The sequence below is a fragment of the Actinomadura chibensis NBRC 106107 genome, from assembly GCF_001552135.1.
In the GTDB taxonomy this organism is placed as follows: Bacteria; Actinomycetota; Actinomycetes; order Streptosporangiales; family Streptosporangiaceae; genus Spirillospora; species Spirillospora chibensis.
In genome coordinates this window covers 100495-119782 of record NZ_BCQP01000012.1, presented here as the reverse complement: position 1 = coordinate 119782, position 19288 = coordinate 100495, and the positions used below count along the sequence as shown (strand labels likewise).

The window sequence follows — 19288 nt, the reverse complement described above, 5'->3', positions numbered from 1 at the left end:
GCATCCTGCCCTCTCCGCACGTTCTTCGGTGGCCACATCTCCGGTCCCGGTCCCGGGCCGCCGGGGGCGGCGCCGGGACGTCCACGGGTACGCGCCCGCGGGGGCGCCGCGCTCATCCCGTGTCCCATCCGGTTCCCCATCCGGTGTTCGGTCGCGTGCCCGGATCCCCGTCCGGTCCGGCGCCGGGCTCCGGCTCGCGCGCGGCGGCGAGGAGGCGGGCGAGCCCCGCCCACCGGTTCCGCAGGTGCAGCCGCAGCACCGGGCGGCCGGCGGCGCGCGCGTCGCGGACGTCCCCGAGCGCCCGGGCCAGCCGCAGCGTCCCGAGCCGGTGCCCCCGTCCCGGGACCGGCACGTCGCGGTCCACGTTCCCGGTCACCATCAGGTATACGCACCCGTCCGGTTGATCATTCCCGATCGCGGGCCGCCGCGCGCCCCAGCCGACCGTCACCGGGCGGCCGCTGCGCGCCGCGAGCAGCGCGGCCAGCCTGCGGACCTGCGCGCCCTGCCCGCGCGCCTCGTCCGGATCGAGGTAGGCGCGGATCGCCAGGCGCCCGCCCGGACCCGCCTCGGCCGCCAGCGCGGCCAGCGCGGCCATGAGCGCGGGCAGCGTGCCCGCCGCCGCGAGTTCGGGGACGGTCGTGTGCGCCTCGACGGCCCGGTCCGGCGCGCCGTCGGCGAACAGCGGCCCGCCCGTCCCGTCGTCGAGCGTGCTCGGGGCGGGGGCGGGGGCGGGGGCGGCGCGCGGCGCCATCGGGTCGGCGCCGAGCAGGTACGCGGCGACGGCCGCGGCGTACTCCCACACGACGAGCTGGGCGGCGAGCGGGCCGGTGACGGTGGCGTCGTCCTGGCGCGGACGGCCGCCGAACGTCACGAGGAACAGGTCGCCCGCGGGCGCGAGCGGGAGCCCGCCGTCCTGGACGACCGGGGTCAGCCGCCCGCCGGTCGCCTCCGCCAGCAGCGGCGCCGCCCACCCGGCGAGGCCGGGCGGCTCGGCCGGGTAGCCGCCGAGCACGGCGGTCCGGCGCCCGGCGCGGGCCGCGCCGCCGAGGATCGCGCCGAGGACGAGCCCCGGGTTGTGCTCCGGCCGGGTCAGCGCCGGGAGAACGGCGGTCGCGTCGCCGAGCAGCGCGGCGACGTCCGCCCCGGCGAGCGCGGCGGGCACCAGCGCGTACGGGGACAGCGCGCCGAACGGGGTCGGCGCGGGCGCCTCGACCAGCGGGCGCCCCTCCTCCGCGGCGAGCTTGGCCGCCGCCGCGCCCGGCTCGGCGACCGTGACGATCCGCCGCGCGACGTCGGCGGGGGAGAGGCCGAGGCCGCCGAGCATCCCGCCGAGGACCTCGCGCAGCGCCCCGGTGGCGGGGTCGTCGGCGGTCACCACGACCATCGTCCGGGCGAGCCGGTCGGGGTCGTCCCGCAGGCGGAGCAGCGGGCCCGGCTCGGGGCCGTCGAGCAGGGTGAGCGCCGGGTCGGCGGGCTCGCCGCCGGGCTCGCCGCCGTCGGGCACGGGGCGCCGCCGGGACGCGACGATCAGCTCGGCGGCGCGGGCCGGGGCGCCGTCGCCGAGCAGCACGACCTCGGTCAGCCCGTCCGCGCGGGCCCGGTCGCGCAGCTCCCCGGCACGGTCCAGGACGGCGCGCCCCGGCCCCGGCTGCCCGGGCCAGCACAGGTCCCGGCCCTCCAGCGCGGCGGCGCCGGCGGACGGCCACAGCGACGCGTCCTCCGACGCGAGCCGGACCGGCACCTGGTCGATCCACAACCGGCCGAGCACCCGCTCGGCGGCCGCCCGCAGCGGTCCGCGGGCGGTGATGGCCGTCTCCCCCGAGACGACGGCGCTGAACGTCACGCGGCCTGCGCGCCCCCGCGACCGCCCGTACCGCCTCGGTGAGCCGTCCGGCGCCCTCCACCGGGTCGCGCAGGTGCAGCCTGATCACCGGGAGCCGCCGCTCGCGCAGCGCCCGCAGCTCGCCGAGGGCCCGCGCCACCTGCAGCTCCGCCAGGCTGTACGGGCGCCCCGGGACGGGGTGCGCGGCGAGCGCGTCGCCGGGCGCCGGGTCGCCGGTGATGATGAGGAACGCGCCGTTGCCGGGGCCGTCCTTGTGCACCGGTCCAGTCGCGTGCGGGAAGGCGGGGCCCGGCCCGTAGACGACCGGGCGGCCCGACGCGCGGGCCAGCGACGGCGCGAGGTAGCGCCCCGAGAAGTCTCCCGACAGATACGACATGACGGACAGATACCCGTCCGACGGCACCGACGCGACCAGCCCGCCGAGGACGGTCATCAGCTCCGCGCCCGGCGGCCACGGGAAGTCGGCGTGCACCTCGATGCCGTCCTCCACGTACACCGGGCGCTCGGCGGTCAGCGCCGTCCCGCCCGGCGCGCGCAGCAGCGTGGCCGCGTCGTCCTCCGCCTCCTGGACGACCGCGCTGCCCGCCTCGAACGGGTTCACCCCGAGCAGCCACCCGGCGACCGCCGTCGCGTACTCCCACATCAGGAACTGCGCGCCGAGCGGCGCCCACACCGAGGTGTCGGCGTCCTCGTCGGCCGCCGACCGCGGGTTGATCGCCACGCCGTGCACGTCGGGGAACTCGCCGCGCCCGCCCGGCGGCTCGAACACCACCACGCCGCGGCCCCGCTTGCCGGTGCCGACCGCGAGGAGCTGGGAGATCCAGGCGGTCAGCGCGCCGGGGCCGCGCAGCAGCACCTTGTCGCGGGCGAGGCCGCCCGGGGCCTGCTGCGCGCAGCCGCCGAGGACCGCGCCGAGCAGCAGCCCGGGGTTGTCCTCGTCCTTGCCGAGCGACGGGACGAGCGAGGCCGCCTCCTCCAGCAGCCGTTCGGCGTCCGCGCCCGCGAGCACCGCCGGGACGAGCCCGTACGCCGACAGCGCGCCGTAGTGGCCGGGCAGGTAGGGGTCGGTCAGCCCGATCCGGTAGCCGCACTGCCGGGCGAAGTCGTGCAGCGGGCTGCCGTGGTCGGTGATCACGAGGAACCGGGACGCGATCTCCCGCTCCGACAGGCCCCGCTCCCGGAACGCGGCGGCGAAGATCCGGCGGTAGGCGTCGCCCTCCAGCGACACGCCCGCCTTGCTGGCGAGCACGACGAGCGTCCGGTCGAGGCGCTCCAGCGCGAACGCGAGCGCGGCGGTGTCGCTGCCGTCGAGGACGGTGAGGCCGCCCGCCGGGCGGTCGTCCCCGGCGGCGGCCGCGTGCGACTCCACGATCGCCTGCGCGGCGAGGGTCTCCGCGCCGACGCCGATCAGCACGATGTGGTCGAGGCCCGAGTAGCGCGCCTCCGCGACCAGGGCGTCCACCTGGCTCAGCAGGCCGCGGGAGGCGAACGGCAGGTCGAGCCAGCCGAGCCTGCTGTGGTCGACCGCGCGGCGCCCCCACAGCCGGGGGTCCTTCGCGGCCAGCGCGCCCGGGACGCCGCAGCTCACGAGGTAGTCCCTCGCCTGCAGCGCCGAGTCGAGCACGTCGCCGCGCGTCAGTACGTCGAATCCGGACACCGTTCTCCTCCCGTCCCCATCGTTTCAGGAGAGAAAGGGCATTGGCGACCATCTCCGTCGATCTTCTTCGTCGCGATTCGGGTTCGGGTCGTCGCCCTGCGTCCCGCCCGTTCCGTCCCGACTCGTCCGGGTGTCGGGGGGGGCTGGTCAGGCGAGCGCCTCGGTGAGCTGGGCGAGCCCCTCCGCCCGGTCGCGCAGGTGCAGCCGGACGGCCGGACGCCCGAGCGACCGCACCGTCCGCAGGTCGCCGAACGCCTGCGCGAGCTCCAGCTCGCCGAGCGTGTAGGGCCGTCCCGGCACCGGGACATCGTCCACCACGGCTCCCGTCACCTGGAGGAACGCGCCGTTCGCCGGGCCGCCCTTGTGGTACTGGCCCGCCGCGTGCAGGGACCGCGGACCCCAGCCGAACGTCACCGGCGCCGGATCGCGGCGGAGCTTGCCGCCGCGCGCCGCGAGCAGCGGCCGCAGCCCGGCCGCCGCCGCGTCGCCGGTCCGGTCGAGGAACGCCTGCACCGCGAGGTAGCCGCCGTCGGGGACGTCGTCGAGGACCGCGTCGAGCGCCTCGGTGAGCGTCCGCGCGCCGCGCAGCGCGCCCTCCGGGGCGTGCACCTCCACCGCGCCCGACACCAGCTCGGGCGGACGCGTCACCACCGTGGGCGCCGCGCCCTCCTCCGAGCGGAGCAGGGCCGCCGCGGCCTGCCGGGACGCGTCGGCGTCCGGCTCGTCGAACGGGTTCACGCCGACCACCCGGCACGCCACCGCGACCGCGTACTCCCAGAGCAGGAACTGCGCGCCGAGCGGGCCCGCGACGCTCACCCCGGCCTCGCGGCCGGGGCCGGGCTCGTCCGGGCGGCGGCCGAGGATGACCCGGCGCAGGTCGCCGGTCAGCTCGAAGCCGGGCGCGTCGACGCTCTCCACGACCACGGGCAGCAGGCCCCGGCCGTCCTTGCCGAGCGCCCCGGCGACGAGCTGCTCCATCCACCCGGACAGGCCGTCCAGCCCGGAGCCGTGGTCGGCGATCACCAGCTTGTCGCGGGCGCCGAGCGCGGACGAGGCGAGCACCGCGCCGAGCGCCAGCGCCGGGTTGTCGTAGGGCTGGCGCAGCACGCCCGCCAGCCGGGACGCCTCGTCGAGCAGCCCGGCCACGTCGACGCCCGCGAGCGCCGCCGGGACGAGCCCGCGCGCGCCGAGCGCGCCGAAGCGCCCGTCGGTGCCCGGCTCGGCGACGACGAGGTGGTGGCCCGCGGCGCGGGCCGCCCGCTCCGGCTCCGAGCCCTCGTCGGCGACGACGACGAACCGCAGCGCCTGCTCGGCGGCGCTCAGCCCGGTGCCGCCGAACGCGTGGGCGAAGACCCGGTGCAGGGCGTCGGCCTCGGGGCTCTCCCCGACGACGACCACGATCGTCCGGTCGACCCCGGCGGCGAGGACGCCGCCCACCTCGTGCGGGTCGGCCGTGTCGAGGACGACCAGTTCCACGCCCGTCGCGTCCCGCCCGCCCGCCGTGCGGAACATCGCCTCGGCGGCGAGGGCGGGGCCGCCCGCCCCGGCGAGCACGATCCGGTCGAGCCCGGCGGCGCGGGCGTCGGCCGCAGCCTCGGCCAGCCGGGCCGCCACCGGCCGCGCGGTCTCCGGCAGGTCGAGCCAGCCGAGCCGGCGGGCGGCGAGCGGGGCCGCGTCCGGCCCCCACAGCTTGGCGTTGCCGGACGCCAGCGAGCCCGGCACGCCGTCGGAGACGAGGCGGTCGAGGACCGCCTCGCTCTCGTCGACGACGGCGCCGCGGATGGTGACCGAGATCCCCCCGGCGGTCACCACCGAGGTCACGCGCCGGCCCTCTTGGCTTCCAGCTCGCCGGTGATGGAGTCGAGCAGCTGCTTCCAGGACGCGGCGAACTTCTCGACGCCCTCGTCCTCCAGCACGCGGACGACGTCGTCGTAGTCGACGCCCGCGTCCTTCAGCGCCGCCATGTGCGCCCGCGCCTCGTCGTAGGAGCCGCGGACGGTGTCGCCGCGCACCTCGCCGTGGTCGGCCTCGGCGTCCAGCGTCGCCTCCGGCATGGTGTTGACCACGCCGGGCGCGACCAGCTCGTCGATGTACAGCGTGTCCTTGAGGTTCGGGTCCTTCACGCCGGTCGAGGCCCACAGCGGACGCTGCGGGCGCGCCCCCGCGTCCTTCAGCGCCTTCCACCGGTCGGTGCCGAACTTCTCCTCGTACAGCGCGTACGCCAGCCGCGCGTTGGCGACGCCCGCCTTGGAGCGCAGCGCCTTCGCCTCGTCCGACCCGATCTTGTCGAGCCGCTTGTCGATCTCGGTGTCGACCCGGCTGACGAAGAACGACGCCACCGACGCGATCCCCGACAGGTCGTGCCCGTTCTCCCGCGCCTGCTCCAGGCCCGCGAAGAACGCGTCGATGACCTTGCCGTAGCGCTCCAGCGAGAAGATCAGCGTCACGTTCACGCTGATGCCCTCGGCGAGCGTCGAGGTGATCGCGGCGAGGCCCTCCTCCGTCGCGGGGATCTTGATGAACAGGTTCGGCCGGTCGACCAGCCACCACAGCGCCCGCGCCTCGGCGATCGTCTTGCGGGTGTCGCGGGCGAGCCGCGGGTCGACCTCGATGGACACGCGGCCGTCGAGGCCGTCGGTCCGGTCGTAGACGGGGCGCAGCACGTCGCAGCCCCAGCGGATGTCGTAGGTGGTGATCGCGCGGGACGCCTCCTCGACGTCCACGCCGCGCACCGCGAGGTCGCGGACCTGGTCGTCGTAGGCCGTGCCCTTGCTCAGCGCCTTGGCGAAGATCGTCGGGTTGGACGTGACGCCGACGACGTGCCGGTCCTTGACCAGTTCGGCCAGGTTGCCGGTGCGCAGCCGGTCGCGGCTGATGTCGTCCAGCCAGATCGAGACGCCCTCGTCGGAGAGCCGCTTCAGGATGTCGCTCATCGCTCTGCTCCTCACGCTCCTAGTTGCCGGTGGTCTCGCCGCGTCCCGCGTCCTTCACCGACGCCCTGATCAGGCTGGCCTTCGCCGCCGCGACGACCCGCTCGGAGGTGATGCCGAACTGCAGGAACAGGGTCTTGTAGTCGGCCGACGCGCCGAAGTGCTCCAGGCTCACCGACTCGCCGGCGTCGCCGACGTAGGCGCGCCAGCCGAGCGCGATCCCCGCCTCGACCGACACGCGGGCCTTCACCCCGGGCGGGAGCACCTCCTGCCGGTAGGCGTCGGTCTGCTCCTCGAACCACTCCACGCACGGCATCGACACGACCCGGGTGGGGGTGCCCTCGGCCTGCAGCGTGTCGCGCGCCTCCAGGGCGAGCTCGACCTCGCTGCCGGTCGCGATGATGATCACGTCGGGCCGGCCGCCGTCGGCGTCGGCGAGCACGTAGCCGCCCTTCGCGACGCCCTCCGCGGACGCGAGGCCGCCGCTGCGGTCGAGCGTCGGCAGCTTCTGCCGGGTCAGCGCGAGCCCGGCGGGCCGGTCGGTGTGCCCGAGGACGGTCCGCCACGCGACCGCCGTCTCGTTCGCGTCCGCCGGGCGGACGACGTCCAGGCCGGGGATCGCGCGCAGCGCCCACAGGTGCTCGACCGGCTGGTGGGTCGGGCCGTCCTCGCCGAGGCCGATCGAGTCGTGCGTCCACACGTAGGTGACCGGCAGCTTCATCAGCGCGGCCAGCCGCACCGCCGGGCGCATGTAGTCGCTGAAGATCAGGAACGTGCCGCCGTACGGGCGGGTGCCGCCGTGCAGCGCGATGCCGTTGCAGATCGCGCCCATCGCGTGCTCGCGGACGCCGAAGTGCAGCGTGCGGCCGTACCGGTCGCCCGGGAACTCCTTGGTCTGGAACTCCTCGGGGATGAAGGACGGCTGGCCCTTCATCGTCGTGTTGTTGCTCTCGGCCAGGTCGGCCGAGCCGCCCCACAGCTCCGGCAGCACCGGCGCCAGCGCCGCCAGCACCTCGCCGGACGCGGCCCGCGTCGCGAGGGCCTTGCCCGCCTCGAACTCCGGCAGCGCGGTCTCCCAGCCCGGGGGCAGCGTGCGGGTGGAGATCCGGTCGTACTCGGCGGCCCGCACCGGGTTCGCCGCGCGCCAGGCCGCGAACGCCTCGTCCCACGCGGCGTGCTCGGCGCGGCCCCGCTCGCTGACCTCGCGCGCGTGGGCGAGGACGTCCTCGGGGACGGCGAACGTCTCGGCCGGGTCCATGCCGAGGATGCGCTTGGTCGCGGCGACCTCGTCGGCGCCGAGCGCCGAGCCGTGGATCTTGCCGGTGTTCCGCTTGTTCGGCGCGGGCCAGCCGATGATCGTGCGCAGCGCGATGAACGACGGGCGGGACGTCTCGGCCTTCGCGGCGGCGAACGCGGCGGCCAGCGCGGCGACGTTCTCCTCGTAGTCGCCGTTCGCCGTCCAGTCGACGTGGTGGACGTCCCAGCCGTAGGCCGCGTACCGGGCCCGGACGTCCTCCGACAGCGCGATCGCGGTGTCGTCCTCGATCGAGATGTGGTTGTCGTCGTAGAGCAGCACCAGGTTGCCGAGGCGCTGGTGGCCCGCGAGGGAGCTCGCCTCGTGGCTGATGCCCTCCTCGATGTCGCCGTCGGAGGCGAACGCCCAGATCGTGTGGTCGAAGGGGGACTCGCCCTCCGGCGCGTCCGGGTCGAACAGGCCGCGCTCGCGGCGCGCCGCCATCGCCATCCCGACCGCGTTCGCGACGCCCTGGCCGAGCGGCCCCGTCGTCGTCTCGACGCCCGCCGTGTGGCCGTGCTCGGGGTGGCCGGGGGTGAGGCTGCCCCACTTGCGGAGCGACTTCAGGTCGTCCAGCGTCATCGGGTAGCCGGACAGGTAGAGCTGGATGTAGAGGGTCAGGCTGGAGTGGCCGCAGGACAACACGAACCTGTCGCGGCCGGGCCAGTGCGGGTCCGTCGGGTCGTGCCGGAGGAACCGCTGGAACAGAAGGTAGGCGGCGGGCGCGAGGCTCATCGCCGTGCCCGGGTGGCCGGAGCCCGCCTCCTCGACCGCGTCCATGGCGAGGGCGCGGACCACGTCCACGGCCCGCCGGTCCTGGTCGGACCACTCAAACGTGCTGTTGTTCCTGCTCACGGAACGCCAGGCTCCTCTCGAACCGATGTGAAGATCCACACTGTGATGTTGTGCCGCGTCCGTCCGCCCCCGCGCCCCGTGGTCGGCGACGTCCGGCGGCGCGCCGCGCTTCCCCGGCCTCCCGGCGCCCCGTGCCGGCCCCGTTCGCGGCCCGCGAAGATCCATGCCGCGCCCCGTGGCGAGCCTATCGCGCGGACGGGCCGCACCACCCTTGCCCGGACGGCCCGCGCGCTAACCACCGCGCGGGTGACGTTCCCGGGACGCGGCGGGAGGCGCGCGCGGCGCGTCCGCGCCACCCGGTGCAAGGGTCGCGGAGGGGGCGCACTACAGTGATTGCGCGGTTGACGACAGCGGCCGCGGCAGGAACGAAGCCGAAATCGAACCAGCCGAGGCCGGCCCGGATCGCGGGGGCGCCGCCGACCTGGTACGCGATTTCCCATCCCTAGTTGGACGTGGACCCGATTGTGACGGTGCTCAGTAACAAGCGCGGGGTCGAGGTCGACCTCGACTCGCAGGCGCCGGGGGCGCCGGCGGCGCCGCTCGTGCCGGTGGCCGCCGCAGAGCCGGCGGAGGCGCGGACCCTCGGCGCGCGGCTGCGCGCGTACGTGGCGCTGACCAAGCCGCGGGTGATCGAGCTGCTGCTGATCACCACCATCCCGGTGATGTTCCTCGCGGACGGGGGCGTCCCGCCGCTGTCCACCGTGCTGCTGACGCTGGCGTTCGGCACCATGTCCGCGGGCGCCGCGAACGCGATCAACTGCTACATCGACCGCGACATCGACGCGAAGATGCGCCGCACCCGGCGCCGCCCGCTGGCCCGCCACCAGGTCACCCCGGCCCGCGCGCTGATCTTCGGGATCACGCTCGCGGCGGTGTCCACCGCCGGGTTCCTGCTCGCCGTGAACCCGGTCGCCGCCGCCGGGTCGCTGTTCGCGATCCTGTTCTACGTCTTCGTGTACTCGCTGCTCCTCAAGCGCCGCACCTCGCAGAACGTCGTGTGGGGCGGGATCGCCGGGTGCATGCCCGTCCTCATCGGCTGGGCCGCGATCACCGGCGGCCTCGCCTGGACGCCGCTCGTGCTGTTCGGCGTCGTGTTCCTGTGGACGCCGCCGCACACCTGGACGCTCGCGATGCGCTACCGCGACGACTACGCGGTCGCCAAGGTCCCGATGCTGCCGGTCGTCGCGAGCGAGCGCCGCGTCGTCACCGAGAGCCTCGTCTACACCTACGCCACCGTGGCGTGCTCGCTGCTGCTGTGGCCGGTGGCCGGGATGGGCCCGGTGTACGGGGCGGTCGCCGTCGTCCTCGGCCTCGTGTTCCTCGCCGAGGGGCACCGGCTGCTGCGCGCCGTGCGGGCCGGGGTGACGGGCGTCCACCTGCGTCCGATGCGGTTCTTCCACCTGTCCAACGTGTACCTCGCGCTGCTGTTCACGGCCGTCGCCGTCGACCCGATCCTGCGCTGAGCCGGGTCGCCGGGCGGTCACCGTCCGTGTCGGGGCGGCCTTAGCGCTCCGGACGACCGGCGGTTACGCTCTGCGGCATGGCGCAACTTGACCCCAAGGCGGTGCTGGAGGGCCGGGTGCCCGGCCGGCCCCCGGTCGGCATGATCATCGGCATGACCGTCTCGGGGCTGTGCGTGCTGATCGCGCTCGGCGCGGACGTCGCCCTCGGGGGAGCGGGGTTCTGGGTCGGGGTCGTCCTCGCCATCCTGCCCATCCCCGTGCTGGTCGCCCTCGCGCTCACCCTCGACCGGCTGGAGCCGGAGCCGCCGCGCGCCCTGGCCTTCTCCTTCCTGTGGGGCGCGGGGATCGCGGTGCTCGGCGCGCTCGTCCTCAACACCCTCGGACTGCTGTACGTGACCGTGCCCGTCTTCGGCGAGACGGAGGGGCACTTCGTCAGCGCCACGTTCGGCGCTCCGGTCATCGAGGAGACGCTGAAGGGCGCCGTCCTGTTCGGGCTGCTGTGGTTCCGCCGCAACGAGATCGACGGGTTCGCCGACGGGATCATCTACGCCGCCATGGTCGGCCTCGGCTTCGCCATGATGGAGAACATCACCTACTACATGCGGGCCTTCGAGGAGGGCGGGGCCCAGCAGCTCCAGGCCGTGTTCATCCTGCGCGGCCTGGTCGCGCCGCTCAGCCACCCGCTGTTCACCTCGATGACCGGGCTCGGCGTCGCCTACGCCGCCACGCACCGGCGCTTCCAGATCCTCGCGCCGCTCGCCGGGCTGCTCGGCGCGATGGTCCTGCACGGGCTGTGGAACGGCGCCGCCTCGTACGGGCTCGGCGGGCTCGGCGTCGTCTACCTGCTGGACTTCTGCGTCCTGGTCGTCCTGATGGTCATCGTGCTGGTGGAGCGGCGGGGGACCGTCCGGCGCATCGAGGCGTACCTGCCGATGTACGCCGGGACGGGCCTCGTCACGCCGCAGGACGTGCGGATGCTGCGCTCGCTGCCGTCCCGCCGCGCCGCCCGCCGCTGGGCCCGCGCCGTCGGCGGCCCGCCCGCCGCCCGCGCCATGACCGACTACCAGCTCGCCGCGACCGAGCTGGCGCTGCTGCACAAGCGCGCCGACCGCGGCGTGGCCGAGCCCGCCTGGTTCGTCACCCGCCGCGACTCGCTGCTGAACCTGATGGCGCTGGCCAGGCAGGCGTTCCTGCGGACGCCGCCGCGCCCCGGCGCGAGCCGCCTCGGCGGCCCGCCGTGGGCGGGGCCGGGACCGTCCGGCTTCACGCCGCAGGGCCCGTACGGGCCCTACGGAGGCCCCCCGCGCCCCGGCTACTGACCGGGCCCGGGCGCTCGGCGGGGGGCGGAGCGGGGGTGCGGCGGGGCGGCCATACGATTGGTGCCGTGGCAGAGCGTCGGACCTCCTCCCTCCTGACCCGGACCCGGGACGCCGTGTGGCGCCCGACCGCCGGGTCGCTGCGGCTGCTCGCGCTCCTCGGCGTCCTCGGCAACGTGGTGATCGTCGTCAGCGGGGGCGCCGTGCGGGTGACCAAGTCCGGGCTCGGCTGCCCCGACTGGCCGCGCTGCTCCGGCGACAGCCTCGTCCCGACGCACGACCCCGAGCACCACTGGCTCAACATGTCGATCGAGTTCGGCAACCGGCTGATCACGTTCGTGGTGCTGGGCGTCGGGGTGCTCGTGTTCGTCGCCGCGCTGCGGCTGCGCCCCCGCCGGAAGGACCTCGTGTGGTGGGCGCTGGCGCAGCCCATGAGCGTGGTCGCGCAGGCGGTCATCGGCGGGATCGTCGTCCTGACGAAGCTCCACCCGGCGGCCGTGTCGCTGCACTTCCTGGTCTCGCCCGCGCTGCTGGTCTTCTGCGTGGCGCTGTGGGTCCGCGCGGGGGAGGGCGACGCGCCGCCGCGCCCGCTCGCCGGGCCGTGGACGCGCCGCCTCGCCGCCGCGCTGCTCGTGTCGTGCGCGGCGGTGCTCGTCGCGGGCACCGTCGTCACCGGCACCGGGCCGCACGCGGGGGACGCCGAGTCCCGCCGGTACGGCTTCGACATCACCGACGTCGCCCGCGTCCACGGCGAGCTGGCCTGGGTCACGATCGGGCTGACGCTGGTCGCAATCCTCGTCCTGCACCGGACCGGCGCCCCGGCGGCGGCGCGCCGCCGCGCGCACGAGCTGGCCGCGATCATCGTGGTCCAGGGCGCGATCGGCTACATCCAGTACGCGCTCGGCGTCCCCGAGGGCCTCGTGCTGCTGCACATGCTCGGCGCGGTGCTGATGTGGATCACGGCGTTCCGGCTCTTCTTCGCCCTCCGCGACCGGGGACCGGCGCCGGTCGCCGACGGCGCCGCGCCCGCGCCGGAGCCCGCGCAGGCGGAGGCCCCGCAGCCCGCCTGACGCCCCTCGCTCAGCGCTTCTTGAGGAACGCGCGGAGGCGGTCGAGCGGCCAGGTGTTGATCACGTCGTCGGGGGTCAGCCAGCCGCGCTGCGCGGTGCCGACGCCGTAGCGGATGTTGCGGTGGTGCCCGAGCGAGTGCGCGTCGGTGTCGACCGAGAACTTCACGCCGAACCGCTTCGCGCGGCGGATCAGGTCGGCGGGCAGGTCGAGCCGGTCGGGGAACGAGTCGATCTCCATCGCGGTGCCGGTGCGGGCGGCGGCGCGGAACACCTCGTCCCAGTCGGCGTCGACCGGCGGGCGGCGGCCGATGCTGCGGGCCGTCGGATGTCCGATGACGTGGACGTGCGGGTTCTCGCAGGCGCGGACGAGCCGCCGCGTCATGGTCTCCTGGTCCTGCGTGAAGTGCGAGTGGATGGATGCGACGCACACGTCGAAGCCGGAGAGGAAGTCGGCGTCCCAGTCGACGCCGCCCTCCGGGCCGATGTTCAGCTCGGTGCCGTGCAGGAGCGTGAGGTCGCGGTACTCCTTCTGCAGCTCGGCGACCTGGGCGCGCTGGGCGAGCATCTTCTCGTCCGTCATGCGCTGCATCACGAGGTCGGGCGCGTGGTCGGTGATCGCGTAGTACTCCAGGCCGCGGGCGCGCGCGGCGGCGACCATGTCGGCGAGGGAGGCGACGCCGTCGGTGAGGTCGGTGTGGCTGTGCAGGTCGCCGCGCAGGTCGTCGACGGTGACGAGGCGGGGCAGGTCGTCCCTGAGGGCGGCCTCGATCTCGCCGGTGTCCTCGCGGAGGGCCGGGTGGATCCAGGGCAGGCCGAGCCGCTCGTAGACCTCCTCCTCGGTCGCCGAGACGATCAGCTCGTCCGACTCGGCCTCGAACAGGCCGTACTCGGACAGCTTGAGCCCCGCCTTCACCGCGATCTCGCGGGTGCGGATGTTGTGCGCCTGCGAGCCGGTGAAGTACTGCAGCGCCGCGCCCCACGACTCGGGCGGGACGACCCGCAGGTCGACCTGGAGTCCCTTCGCGGTGCGGATCGACGTCTTCTTCTCGCCGCTCGCGACGACCTCCGCGACGAACGGCAGCGCCGTGAACGCCGCCATGACCGGTTTCGGGTCGCGGGACGCGGCGAGGACGTCCACGTCGCCGATCGTCTCCCGCATCCGGCGCAGCGAGCCCGCGTGCTCGCACCGCTCGACCTCCGGCAGCCCGGAGAGCACGGCGACCACCTCGTCGGCGACGCCCGCGGCGGCGTCGAGCAGGACGCGCTCGCCCGAGCTGCGCATCAGCTCGATGCCGTGCAGGATGTTCTCCTCGGTCTTGGCGCCGAAGCCCTTCAGGCCGCGCAGCCGCCCCTCCTTGATCGCGGCGGCGAGGTCGTCCACGGAGGAGATGCCGAGCTCCTCGTAGACGGTGAGGGCCTTCTTCGGGCCGAGGGTGGGGATGGCGGTCAGCGCCCGCACCCCGGCGGGGATCTGCGTGCGCAGCTCCTCGACCTGGCGGATCGTCCCGGTGCTCGTGTAGTCGAGGACCTTCTTCGCGATCGCCTCGCCCACCGCGGGGATCTTGCGCAGCCCGGCGAGGTCGAGCTCGGAGACGTCGCCGGGATGGCCCGCGATCGCCCGCGCGGCCTTCTCGTACGCCCTGATCTTGAACGCGTCGCCGCCGGTGATGGACAGCAGGTCGGCCAGTTCCTGGATGAGGGCCGCAGCCTCGTCGTTCGCCCGTGCCATGCCTTCGAGTCTAGGAGCCGGGTACGACACTCCCCGGCCCGGCGCGGCCCCCCGGTGCGGCTCAGCGCAGCGGCGCGACCGGGCCGTTCGGGGCGTCCAGGCGGGCCCGCAGGACCTCGTCGGCGATCGCGGACACCTGCTCGTCGGGCAGCCGCCGGTAGCCGTCGGCGGTGACGACGGCGATCGTCGGGTAGATGCGGCGCGCCGGGTCCGGGCCGCCCGTCGCGGTGTCGTCGTCGGCCGCGTCGTACAGGGCCTGGACGCAGACCGTCGCCGCGTCCTCCAGGGACAGGTCGGTGCGGTACAGCTTCTTCAGCGCGCCCGCCGCGTAGGGGGAGCCGGAGCCGTCCGCGTGGAAGTGGCGGGCCTCCTGCGGGGCGCCGGTGATGTCGTAGGTGTAGATGCGTCCCTCGTCGGCGTCGGGGTCGTACCCGGCGAGCAGCGGGACGACCGCGAGCCCCTGCAGCGCCTGCGCGAGGTTCGCCTGGATGACCGCGCCGAGCCTGCGGGCCTTGCCCGGCAGCGACAGCGGGACGGTCTCCATCTTCTCGTAGTGCTCCAGCTCCACCTGGAACAGCCGGACCATCTCCAGCGCCAGCCCGACCGTCCCGGCGAACGCGACGGCTGAGTACTCGTCGCCGCGCTGCACCTTGTCGAGCTCGCGGTAGGCGATGCGGTTGCCCTGGGTGGCGCGCCGGTCGCCCGCCATCATGACGCCGCCGGGGAACGTGAGCGCGAGGACGGTCGTCCCGTGCGGCAGCTCGGGCACGTCGCCGTCCGGCACCCGGTTCACCGGCAGCAGCTCGGGGGAGTGGAGGCGCAGCAGGTCGACGAACGACGGCGACCCCGCCTCGAAGAACTCGGGCGGCATCCCCTGCTCCTCGCTCCGGCCGGCCACGGCTGCTCCCCTCCGCTGGACGATCGCTACGCCTCCGATCCTTCCACGCCGCGCCGACACCCCGCCACCGCGCCCGTCCGCGGCGCCGACGCCGCCCGCCGGTACGGGCCCACCGGCGTCATGCCTCGGGGGCCTCTGGAGGGTTCTTCTGGCCGCGGGTCGCCCCGGCGCAGGCGACGATGACGCAGCAGATCGCGACCCACTGCCGTCCGGTGAGGACCTCGCCGAGCAGCGCCAGCCCGACCAGCGCGGCGACGGCGGGCTCCAGGCTCATCAGGACGCCGAACACCCGCGCGGGCATCCGCCGCAGCGCCTCCAGCTCCAGCGAGTACGGGATCACCGACGACAGCAGCCCGACGCCGACGCCGACCAGGACCAGGCGCGGGTCGAGCAGCGCCGTCCCGGCGGACGCGACGCCGAGCGGCAGGATCGCGACCGTCCCGACGACGCTCGCGACCGCGAGGCCGGTAGAGCCGGAGAACCGCTTGCCGGTCGCGGCGGTGAGCAGGATGTACCCGGCCCAGCACGTCCCGGCGAGGAGCGCGAACGCGATGCCGACCGGGTCGAGGCCGCCGGAGCCGCCGCGCGCCAGCATCACGACGCCCGCCCCGGCGAGGACGACCCACAGCGCGTCCCGCGGCCGCCGGGACGCGACGATCGACACCGTCAGCGGCCCGAGGAACTCGATCGTCACCGCGACGCCGAGCGGGATCCGCGCGAACGACTGGTAGATCGAGAAGTTCATCAGCGCCAGCGCCAGCCCGAACCCGGCGGCGATGGCGAGGCTGGAGCGGGAGTGGTCGCGCAGCACCGTCCGCAGCGCCCGCCGGGCGAGGAACCCGAGGACGACCGCCGAGGTCAGCAGCCGCATCAAGACGATGGCGCTCGGCGGCAGCCGGTCGAACAGGTGCTTGGCGAGGCCCGCCCCGACCTGCAGCGAGATGATGCCGAGCAGGATCAGCGCGGGCGGCGGCACCGATCCGAGCGACAGCGCGCGGGCGCGGGCGCGGCCCGCCGCCCGGGACGCGCCCCCGTACGAGCCCGGCGCCTCAGCGGACGCCATCCGCCACCCCCGTCACTCCCATTTGAAGAACCTGGCGGCGAGGGCGAGGCCCGCGGCGGCCCACACCGCGAGGACGAGCATCGGCGTGCCCGGCAGGGCCGCGCCGTCCCGCAGGACGTCCCGCAGCCCCTCGGCCAGCGCGGAGATGGGCAGCAGCTCCAGGGCGTCCCGCACCCCGCCGGGGAACTTGTCCAGCGGGAAGACGACGCCGCCCACCGCGAGCAGCAGGATGTAGACGAGGTTCGCGGCGGCGAGGGTCGCCTCCGCCCGGAGCGTGCCCGCCATCAGCAGCCCGAACCCGCTGAACGCGGCCGTGCCGAGCAGCAGCAGGAGCAGCACCGACCCCGGGTCGCCGTGCGGGTGCCAGCCGAGCGCCAGCGCCACCGCGCAGATCACCGCGGCCTGCACCGTCTCGACGGCGAGCACGCTGAGCGTCTTCGCGGCGATCAGCCCGCCGCGCGGCAGCGGCGTGGCGCCGAGCCGCTTCAGGACGCCGTACCGGCGTTCGAAGCCCGTCCCGATCGCCTGCCCGGTGAACGCCGTGGACATCACCGCGAGCGCGAGGACGCCCGGCGCGAGGAAGTCGACCCGGTCGCCCGGCCCGAGGTCGAGCAGGGACGTGGCGCTGAACAGGGTGAGCAGCACCACCGGGATGATCAGCGTCAGCAGCAGCTGCTCGCCGTTGCGCAGCACGGCGCGCACCTCGTAGGCCGCCTGGGACAGGATCATCCGCGGCAGCGGCGCGGCCCCCGGCGCGGGGGACAGGTCGAGCGGGGCGGTCACGGGCGCAGCTCCCGTCCGGTCAGTTCGAGGAAGACGTCCTCCAGGGTGCGGCGCTCGATCCGCAGGTCCTCGGTGAGGACGCCGTGGGACGCGCACCAGGCGGTGACGGTGGCGAGGAGGCCGGGGTCGACGTCCGCCTCGATGAGGTAGTGCCCGGCGGGCGACTCCTTCGCCGCGCTCCCCGCGGGCAGCGCCGACAGCAGCTCCTCCAGCCCGAGCCCGGGCCGAGCCCGGAACCGCAGCTGCCGCTCCGCGCCCGTCAGCTCCTCGGGCGCGCCCTCGGCGACGACCTTGCCGTGGTCGACGATCACCACGTGGTCGGACAGGCGCTCGGCCTCGTCCATGTTGTGCGTGGTCAGCACCACCGACACCCCGGCTGCGCGCAGCTCCTCGACCAGCTCCCAGGCGGCGTGCCTGGCCTGCGGGTCGAGGCCGGTGGTGGGCTCGTCGAGGAAGACCAGCTCGGGGCGTCCGACCACGGCGACGGCCAGCGACAGGCGCTGCTGCTGCCCGCCCGACATGCGCCGGTACGGGGTGCGGGTGTGCTCGGTGAGGCCGAGCCGATCCAGCAGCGCGGCGGGGTCGAGCGGGGAGGCGTGGAACGACGCGACGAGCCGGAGGAACTCGCCCGCGCGCGCTGTGCCCGGCACGCCTCCGGACTGCGGCATCACGCCGACCCGCGGCTTGAGCGCCCGCCCGTCGGCGGCGGGGTCCAGGCCGAGGACGCGGACGGTCCCCGAGTCGGCCCGCCGGAACCCCTCGCAGATCTCGATCGTGGTCGTCTTGCCCGCGCCGTTCGGGCCGAGCAGCGCGGTGACCGCGCCCCGGGCGGCGCTGAGCGAGAGGCCGTCCACGGCCCGGCGTTCGCCGCCCGCCGCGGCGTAGCGCTTCACGAGCCGGTGCAGCTCGACAGCGCCGTCTCCGGGGGGTGTCATGCCGACGAGTCTAGATCCGGGGCGGGCGGGCCCGGCCCCCGGCACCGCCGCGGCGGCCGGGAAAGGCCGGGCAAAGCCACGGGGCTGAAGTGGATCTAGTTTCGCCCGCCTGAGCGGGGGGAATTCCCGCCGTGTCGCCGGGCCCGTCCCGGCGGCCGGGGCGGTGCGGCGCCGTGGCCGCGCCGGAGGAGGTGGGGGATGCCGTTCCATGTCGGTTCGGAGGTCGGGCGGCTGCGCGGGGTCCTGATCCACCGGCCCGAGCTGTCGCTGAAGCGGCTCACCCCGTCCAACGCCGCCGGGCTGCTGTTCGACGACGTCCTGTGGGTGCGGCGGGCGGTGGAGGAGCACGAGGAGTTCGAGGACGTCCTGCGCGCCCAGGGCGTCCGCACGTACCTGCTGCTGGACCTGCTGCGCGAGACGATCGGGATCCCGGAGGCGCGCAAGCACGTCCTCGACGCGGTCGTCGACCCGCACTGGTACGGGCCGCTCGCCACCGACGCGATCCGCAATTGCTTCGACGCCATGGAGGTCGACGAGCTGGCCGCGTTCCTGATCGGCGGCATCACCAAGCGGGAGATGCTGGAGCGGATGGAGGAGCCCGCGTCCATCGCGTTCCACTCCATCGGGACGGACGGGTTCGTCCTCACGCCGCTGCCCAACCACCTGTTCACGCGGGACACGTCCTGCTGGATCTACGACGGCGTCTCGATCAACACGATGCGCATGAAGGCGCGGATGCGCGAGACCGTGAACATGGAGGCGATCTACCGCTGGCACCCGCTGTTCGCGTCCGGGTACGGCAGGCCGGAGGCGGGCGGGTTCCACGTGTGGAACAGCGGGACGGCGATGGCCCCGGCGACGCTGGAGGGCGGCGACGTCCTCGTGATCGGCGACGGGGCGGTGCTGGTCGGGATGAGCGAGCGGACGCAGCCGCAGGCGGTCGAGATGCTCGCCCAGTCGTTGTTCGCCGCCGGGTCGTGCCAGAAGATCGTGGCGCTGCGGATGCCGCAGAAGCGGGCGTTCATGCACCTCGACACCGTGATGACCATGGTCGACCACGGCGTGTTCACCAAGTACGCGGGGATGGGGATGCTGCCGTCGCACACCGTCGAGCCGGGCGACACCGAGAAGGAACTGAAGATCACCGACCATCCGCCGGAGGACATGCACCGCGTCATCGCGGCGGCCCTCGGCCTGGACGACGTCAAGGTGCTCGTCCCGACGCAGGACGTGTTCTCCGCCGAGCGCGAGCAGTGGGACGACGGCGCCAACGTCCTCGCCGTCTCGCCCGGCGTCGTCGTCGCCTACGAGCGCAACGCGACCAGCATCGACCACCTGGCCCGCAACGGGATCGAGGTCATCACGATCCGGGGCAGCGAGCTCGGCCGGGGGCGCGGCGGGCCCCGCTGCATGACCTGCCCGCTCGAACGGGACGCCTGACCGCGGGACGAT

General features: G+C 75.0%; 15 protein-coding genes. 6 read left to right on the top strand and 9 right to left on the bottom strand.

Features of this window, described 5'->3' with window-relative positions; genetic code table 11:
* Window positions 1-112 precede the first annotated feature (112 nt).
* Window positions 113-1843 (bottom strand): hypothetical protein, encoded by a 1731-nt coding sequence (locus ACH01S_RS07810; protein ID WP_067887033.1) that lies wholly within the window; start codon window positions 1841-1843, stop codon window positions 113-115.
* A 374-nt stretch (window positions 1844-2217) separates the two neighbouring features.
* On the opposite strand from ACH01S_RS07810, the gene ACH01S_RS43270 reads away from it, so the two are divergent.
* Window positions 2218-2889 carry a hypothetical protein gene (locus ACH01S_RS43270; RefSeq protein WP_067887030.1) on the top strand — a complete coding sequence of 224 codons (672 nt, stop codon included), beginning with the start codon at window positions 2218-2220 and terminating at the stop codon, window positions 2887-2889.
* 189 nt (window positions 2890-3078) lie between these two features.
* Window positions 3079-3279, top strand: coding sequence for a hypothetical protein (locus ACH01S_RS43265; protein ID WP_067887026.1), 201 nt, complete (start codon window positions 3079-3081; stop codon window positions 3277-3279).
* Window positions 3280-3647: 368 nt separating this feature from the next.
* Here ACH01S_RS43265 and ACH01S_RS07795 read toward each other — a convergent pair whose 3' ends face one another.
* The 3 genes from ACH01S_RS07795 to tkt are packed head-to-tail and all read right to left on the bottom strand — an operon-like array spanning window position 3648 to window position 8504.
* A complete protein-coding gene (locus tag ACH01S_RS07795; RefSeq protein ID WP_067887023.1) occupies window positions 3648-5321 on the bottom strand; it encodes a glucose-6-phosphate isomerase in 1674 nt (557 codons plus the stop codon).
* Window positions 5318-6433: a transaldolase gene (tal, locus tag ACH01S_RS07790; protein WP_067887020.1), complete on the bottom strand. Its 1116-nt coding sequence runs from the start codon at window positions 6431-6433 to the stop codon at window positions 5318-5320. Before tal ends, ACH01S_RS07795 begins: the two co-directional genes overlap by 4 nt.
* Before the next feature lie 19 nt (window positions 6434-6452).
* Complete coding sequence (gene tkt / locus ACH01S_RS07785) at window positions 6453-8504, bottom strand: transketolase (protein ID WP_246237170.1); 2052 nt, start codon at window positions 8502-8504, stop codon at window positions 6453-6455.
* A gap of 539 nt (window positions 8505-9043) precedes the next feature.
* Between tkt and ACH01S_RS07780 the strand changes: the two genes are divergently transcribed.
* From ACH01S_RS07780 to ACH01S_RS07770, 3 genes are all read left to right on the top strand, one after another.
* Window positions 9044-10042, top strand: coding sequence for a heme o synthase (locus tag ACH01S_RS07780; protein WP_083980433.1), 999 nt, complete (start codon window positions 9044-9046; stop codon window positions 10040-10042).
* Window positions 10043-10119: 77 nt separating this feature from the next.
* Window positions 10120-11361 (top strand): PrsW family intramembrane metalloprotease, encoded by a 1242-nt coding sequence (locus ACH01S_RS07775; protein ID WP_067887014.1) that lies wholly within the window; start codon window positions 10120-10122, stop codon window positions 11359-11361.
* 65 nt (window positions 11362-11426) lie between these two features.
* Window positions 11427-12428: a COX15/CtaA family protein gene (locus tag ACH01S_RS07770; protein WP_067887012.1), complete on the top strand. Its 1002-nt coding sequence runs from the start codon at window positions 11427-11429 to the stop codon at window positions 12426-12428.
* A gap of 10 nt (window positions 12429-12438) precedes the next feature.
* Here the strand turns inward: ACH01S_RS07770 and polX are convergent, their stop codons facing one another.
* From polX to ACH01S_RS07745, 5 genes are all read right to left on the bottom strand, one after another.
* Window positions 12439-14157 carry a DNA polymerase/3'-5' exonuclease PolX gene (gene polX / locus ACH01S_RS07765; RefSeq protein WP_067887009.1) on the bottom strand — a complete coding sequence of 573 codons (1719 nt, stop codon included), beginning with the start codon at window positions 14155-14157 and terminating at the stop codon, window positions 12439-12441.
* 61 nt (window positions 14158-14218) lie between these two features.
* Window positions 14219-15028 (bottom strand): proteasome subunit beta, encoded by an 810-nt coding sequence (gene prcB, locus ACH01S_RS07760; RefSeq protein WP_067887222.1) that lies wholly within the window; start codon window positions 15026-15028, stop codon window positions 14219-14221.
* Between the two features lie 145 nt (window positions 15029-15173).
* Window positions 15174-16118, bottom strand: coding sequence for an EamA family transporter (locus tag ACH01S_RS07755; protein WP_067887006.1), 945 nt, complete (start codon window positions 16116-16118; stop codon window positions 15174-15176).
* A 12-nt stretch (window positions 16119-16130) separates the two neighbouring features.
* Window positions 16131-16847, bottom strand: a complete 717-nt coding sequence (locus ACH01S_RS07750; RefSeq protein WP_083980448.1) for an ABC transporter permease — start codon at window positions 16845-16847, stop codon at window positions 16131-16133.
* A gap of 50 nt (window positions 16848-16897) precedes the next feature.
* Complete coding sequence (locus ACH01S_RS07745; RefSeq protein WP_067887002.1) at window positions 16898-17836, bottom strand: ABC transporter ATP-binding protein; 939 nt, start codon at window positions 17834-17836, stop codon at window positions 16898-16900.
* Window positions 17837-18034: 198 nt separating this feature from the next.
* On the opposite strand from ACH01S_RS07745, the gene ACH01S_RS07740 reads away from it, so the two are divergent.
* Window positions 18035-19276, top strand: a complete 1242-nt coding sequence (locus tag ACH01S_RS07740; protein WP_067886999.1) for an arginine deiminase — start codon at window positions 18035-18037, stop codon at window positions 19274-19276.
* The last annotated feature ends 12 nt before the right edge of the window (window positions 19277-19288 follow it).

Bases quoted from the DNA above. Each gene is read 5' to 3' on its own strand.
- ACH01S_RS07740 (WP_067886999.1), top strand. From the start codon at position 18,035: ATGCCGTTCCATGTCGGTTCGGAGGTCGGGCGGCTGCGCGGGGTCCTG.
- polX (WP_067887009.1), bottom strand. From the start codon at position 14,157: ATGGCACGGGCGAACGACGAGGCTGCGGCCCTCATCCAGGAACTGGCC.
- ACH01S_RS07750 (WP_083980448.1), bottom strand. From the start codon at position 16,847: ATGATCCTGTCCCAGGCGGCCTACGAGGTGCGCGCCGTGCTGCGCAAC.
- tal (WP_067887020.1), bottom strand. From the start codon at position 6,433: ATGAGCGACATCCTGAAGCGGCTCTCCGACGAGGGCGTCTCGATCTGG.
- tkt (WP_246237170.1), bottom strand. From the start codon at position 8,504: ATGGACGCGGTCGAGGAGGCGGGCTCCGGCCACCCGGGCACGGCGATG.
- ACH01S_RS07745 (WP_067887002.1), bottom strand. From the start codon at position 17,836: ATGACACCCCCCGGAGACGGCGCTGTCGAGCTGCACCGGCTCGTGAAG.
- prcB (WP_067887222.1), bottom strand. From the start codon at position 15,028: ATGCCGCCCGAGTTCTTCGAGGCGGGGTCGCCGTCGTTCGTCGACCTG.
- ACH01S_RS43270 (WP_067887030.1), top strand. From the start codon at position 2,218: ATGACGGACAGATACCCGTCCGACGGCACCGACGCGACCAGCCCGCCG.
- ACH01S_RS07775 (WP_067887014.1), top strand. From the start codon at position 10,120: ATGGCGCAACTTGACCCCAAGGCGGTGCTGGAGGGCCGGGTGCCCGGC.
- ACH01S_RS07755 (WP_067887006.1), bottom strand. From the start codon at position 16,118: ATGGCGTCCGCTGAGGCGCCGGGCTCGTACGGGGGCGCGTCCCGGGCG.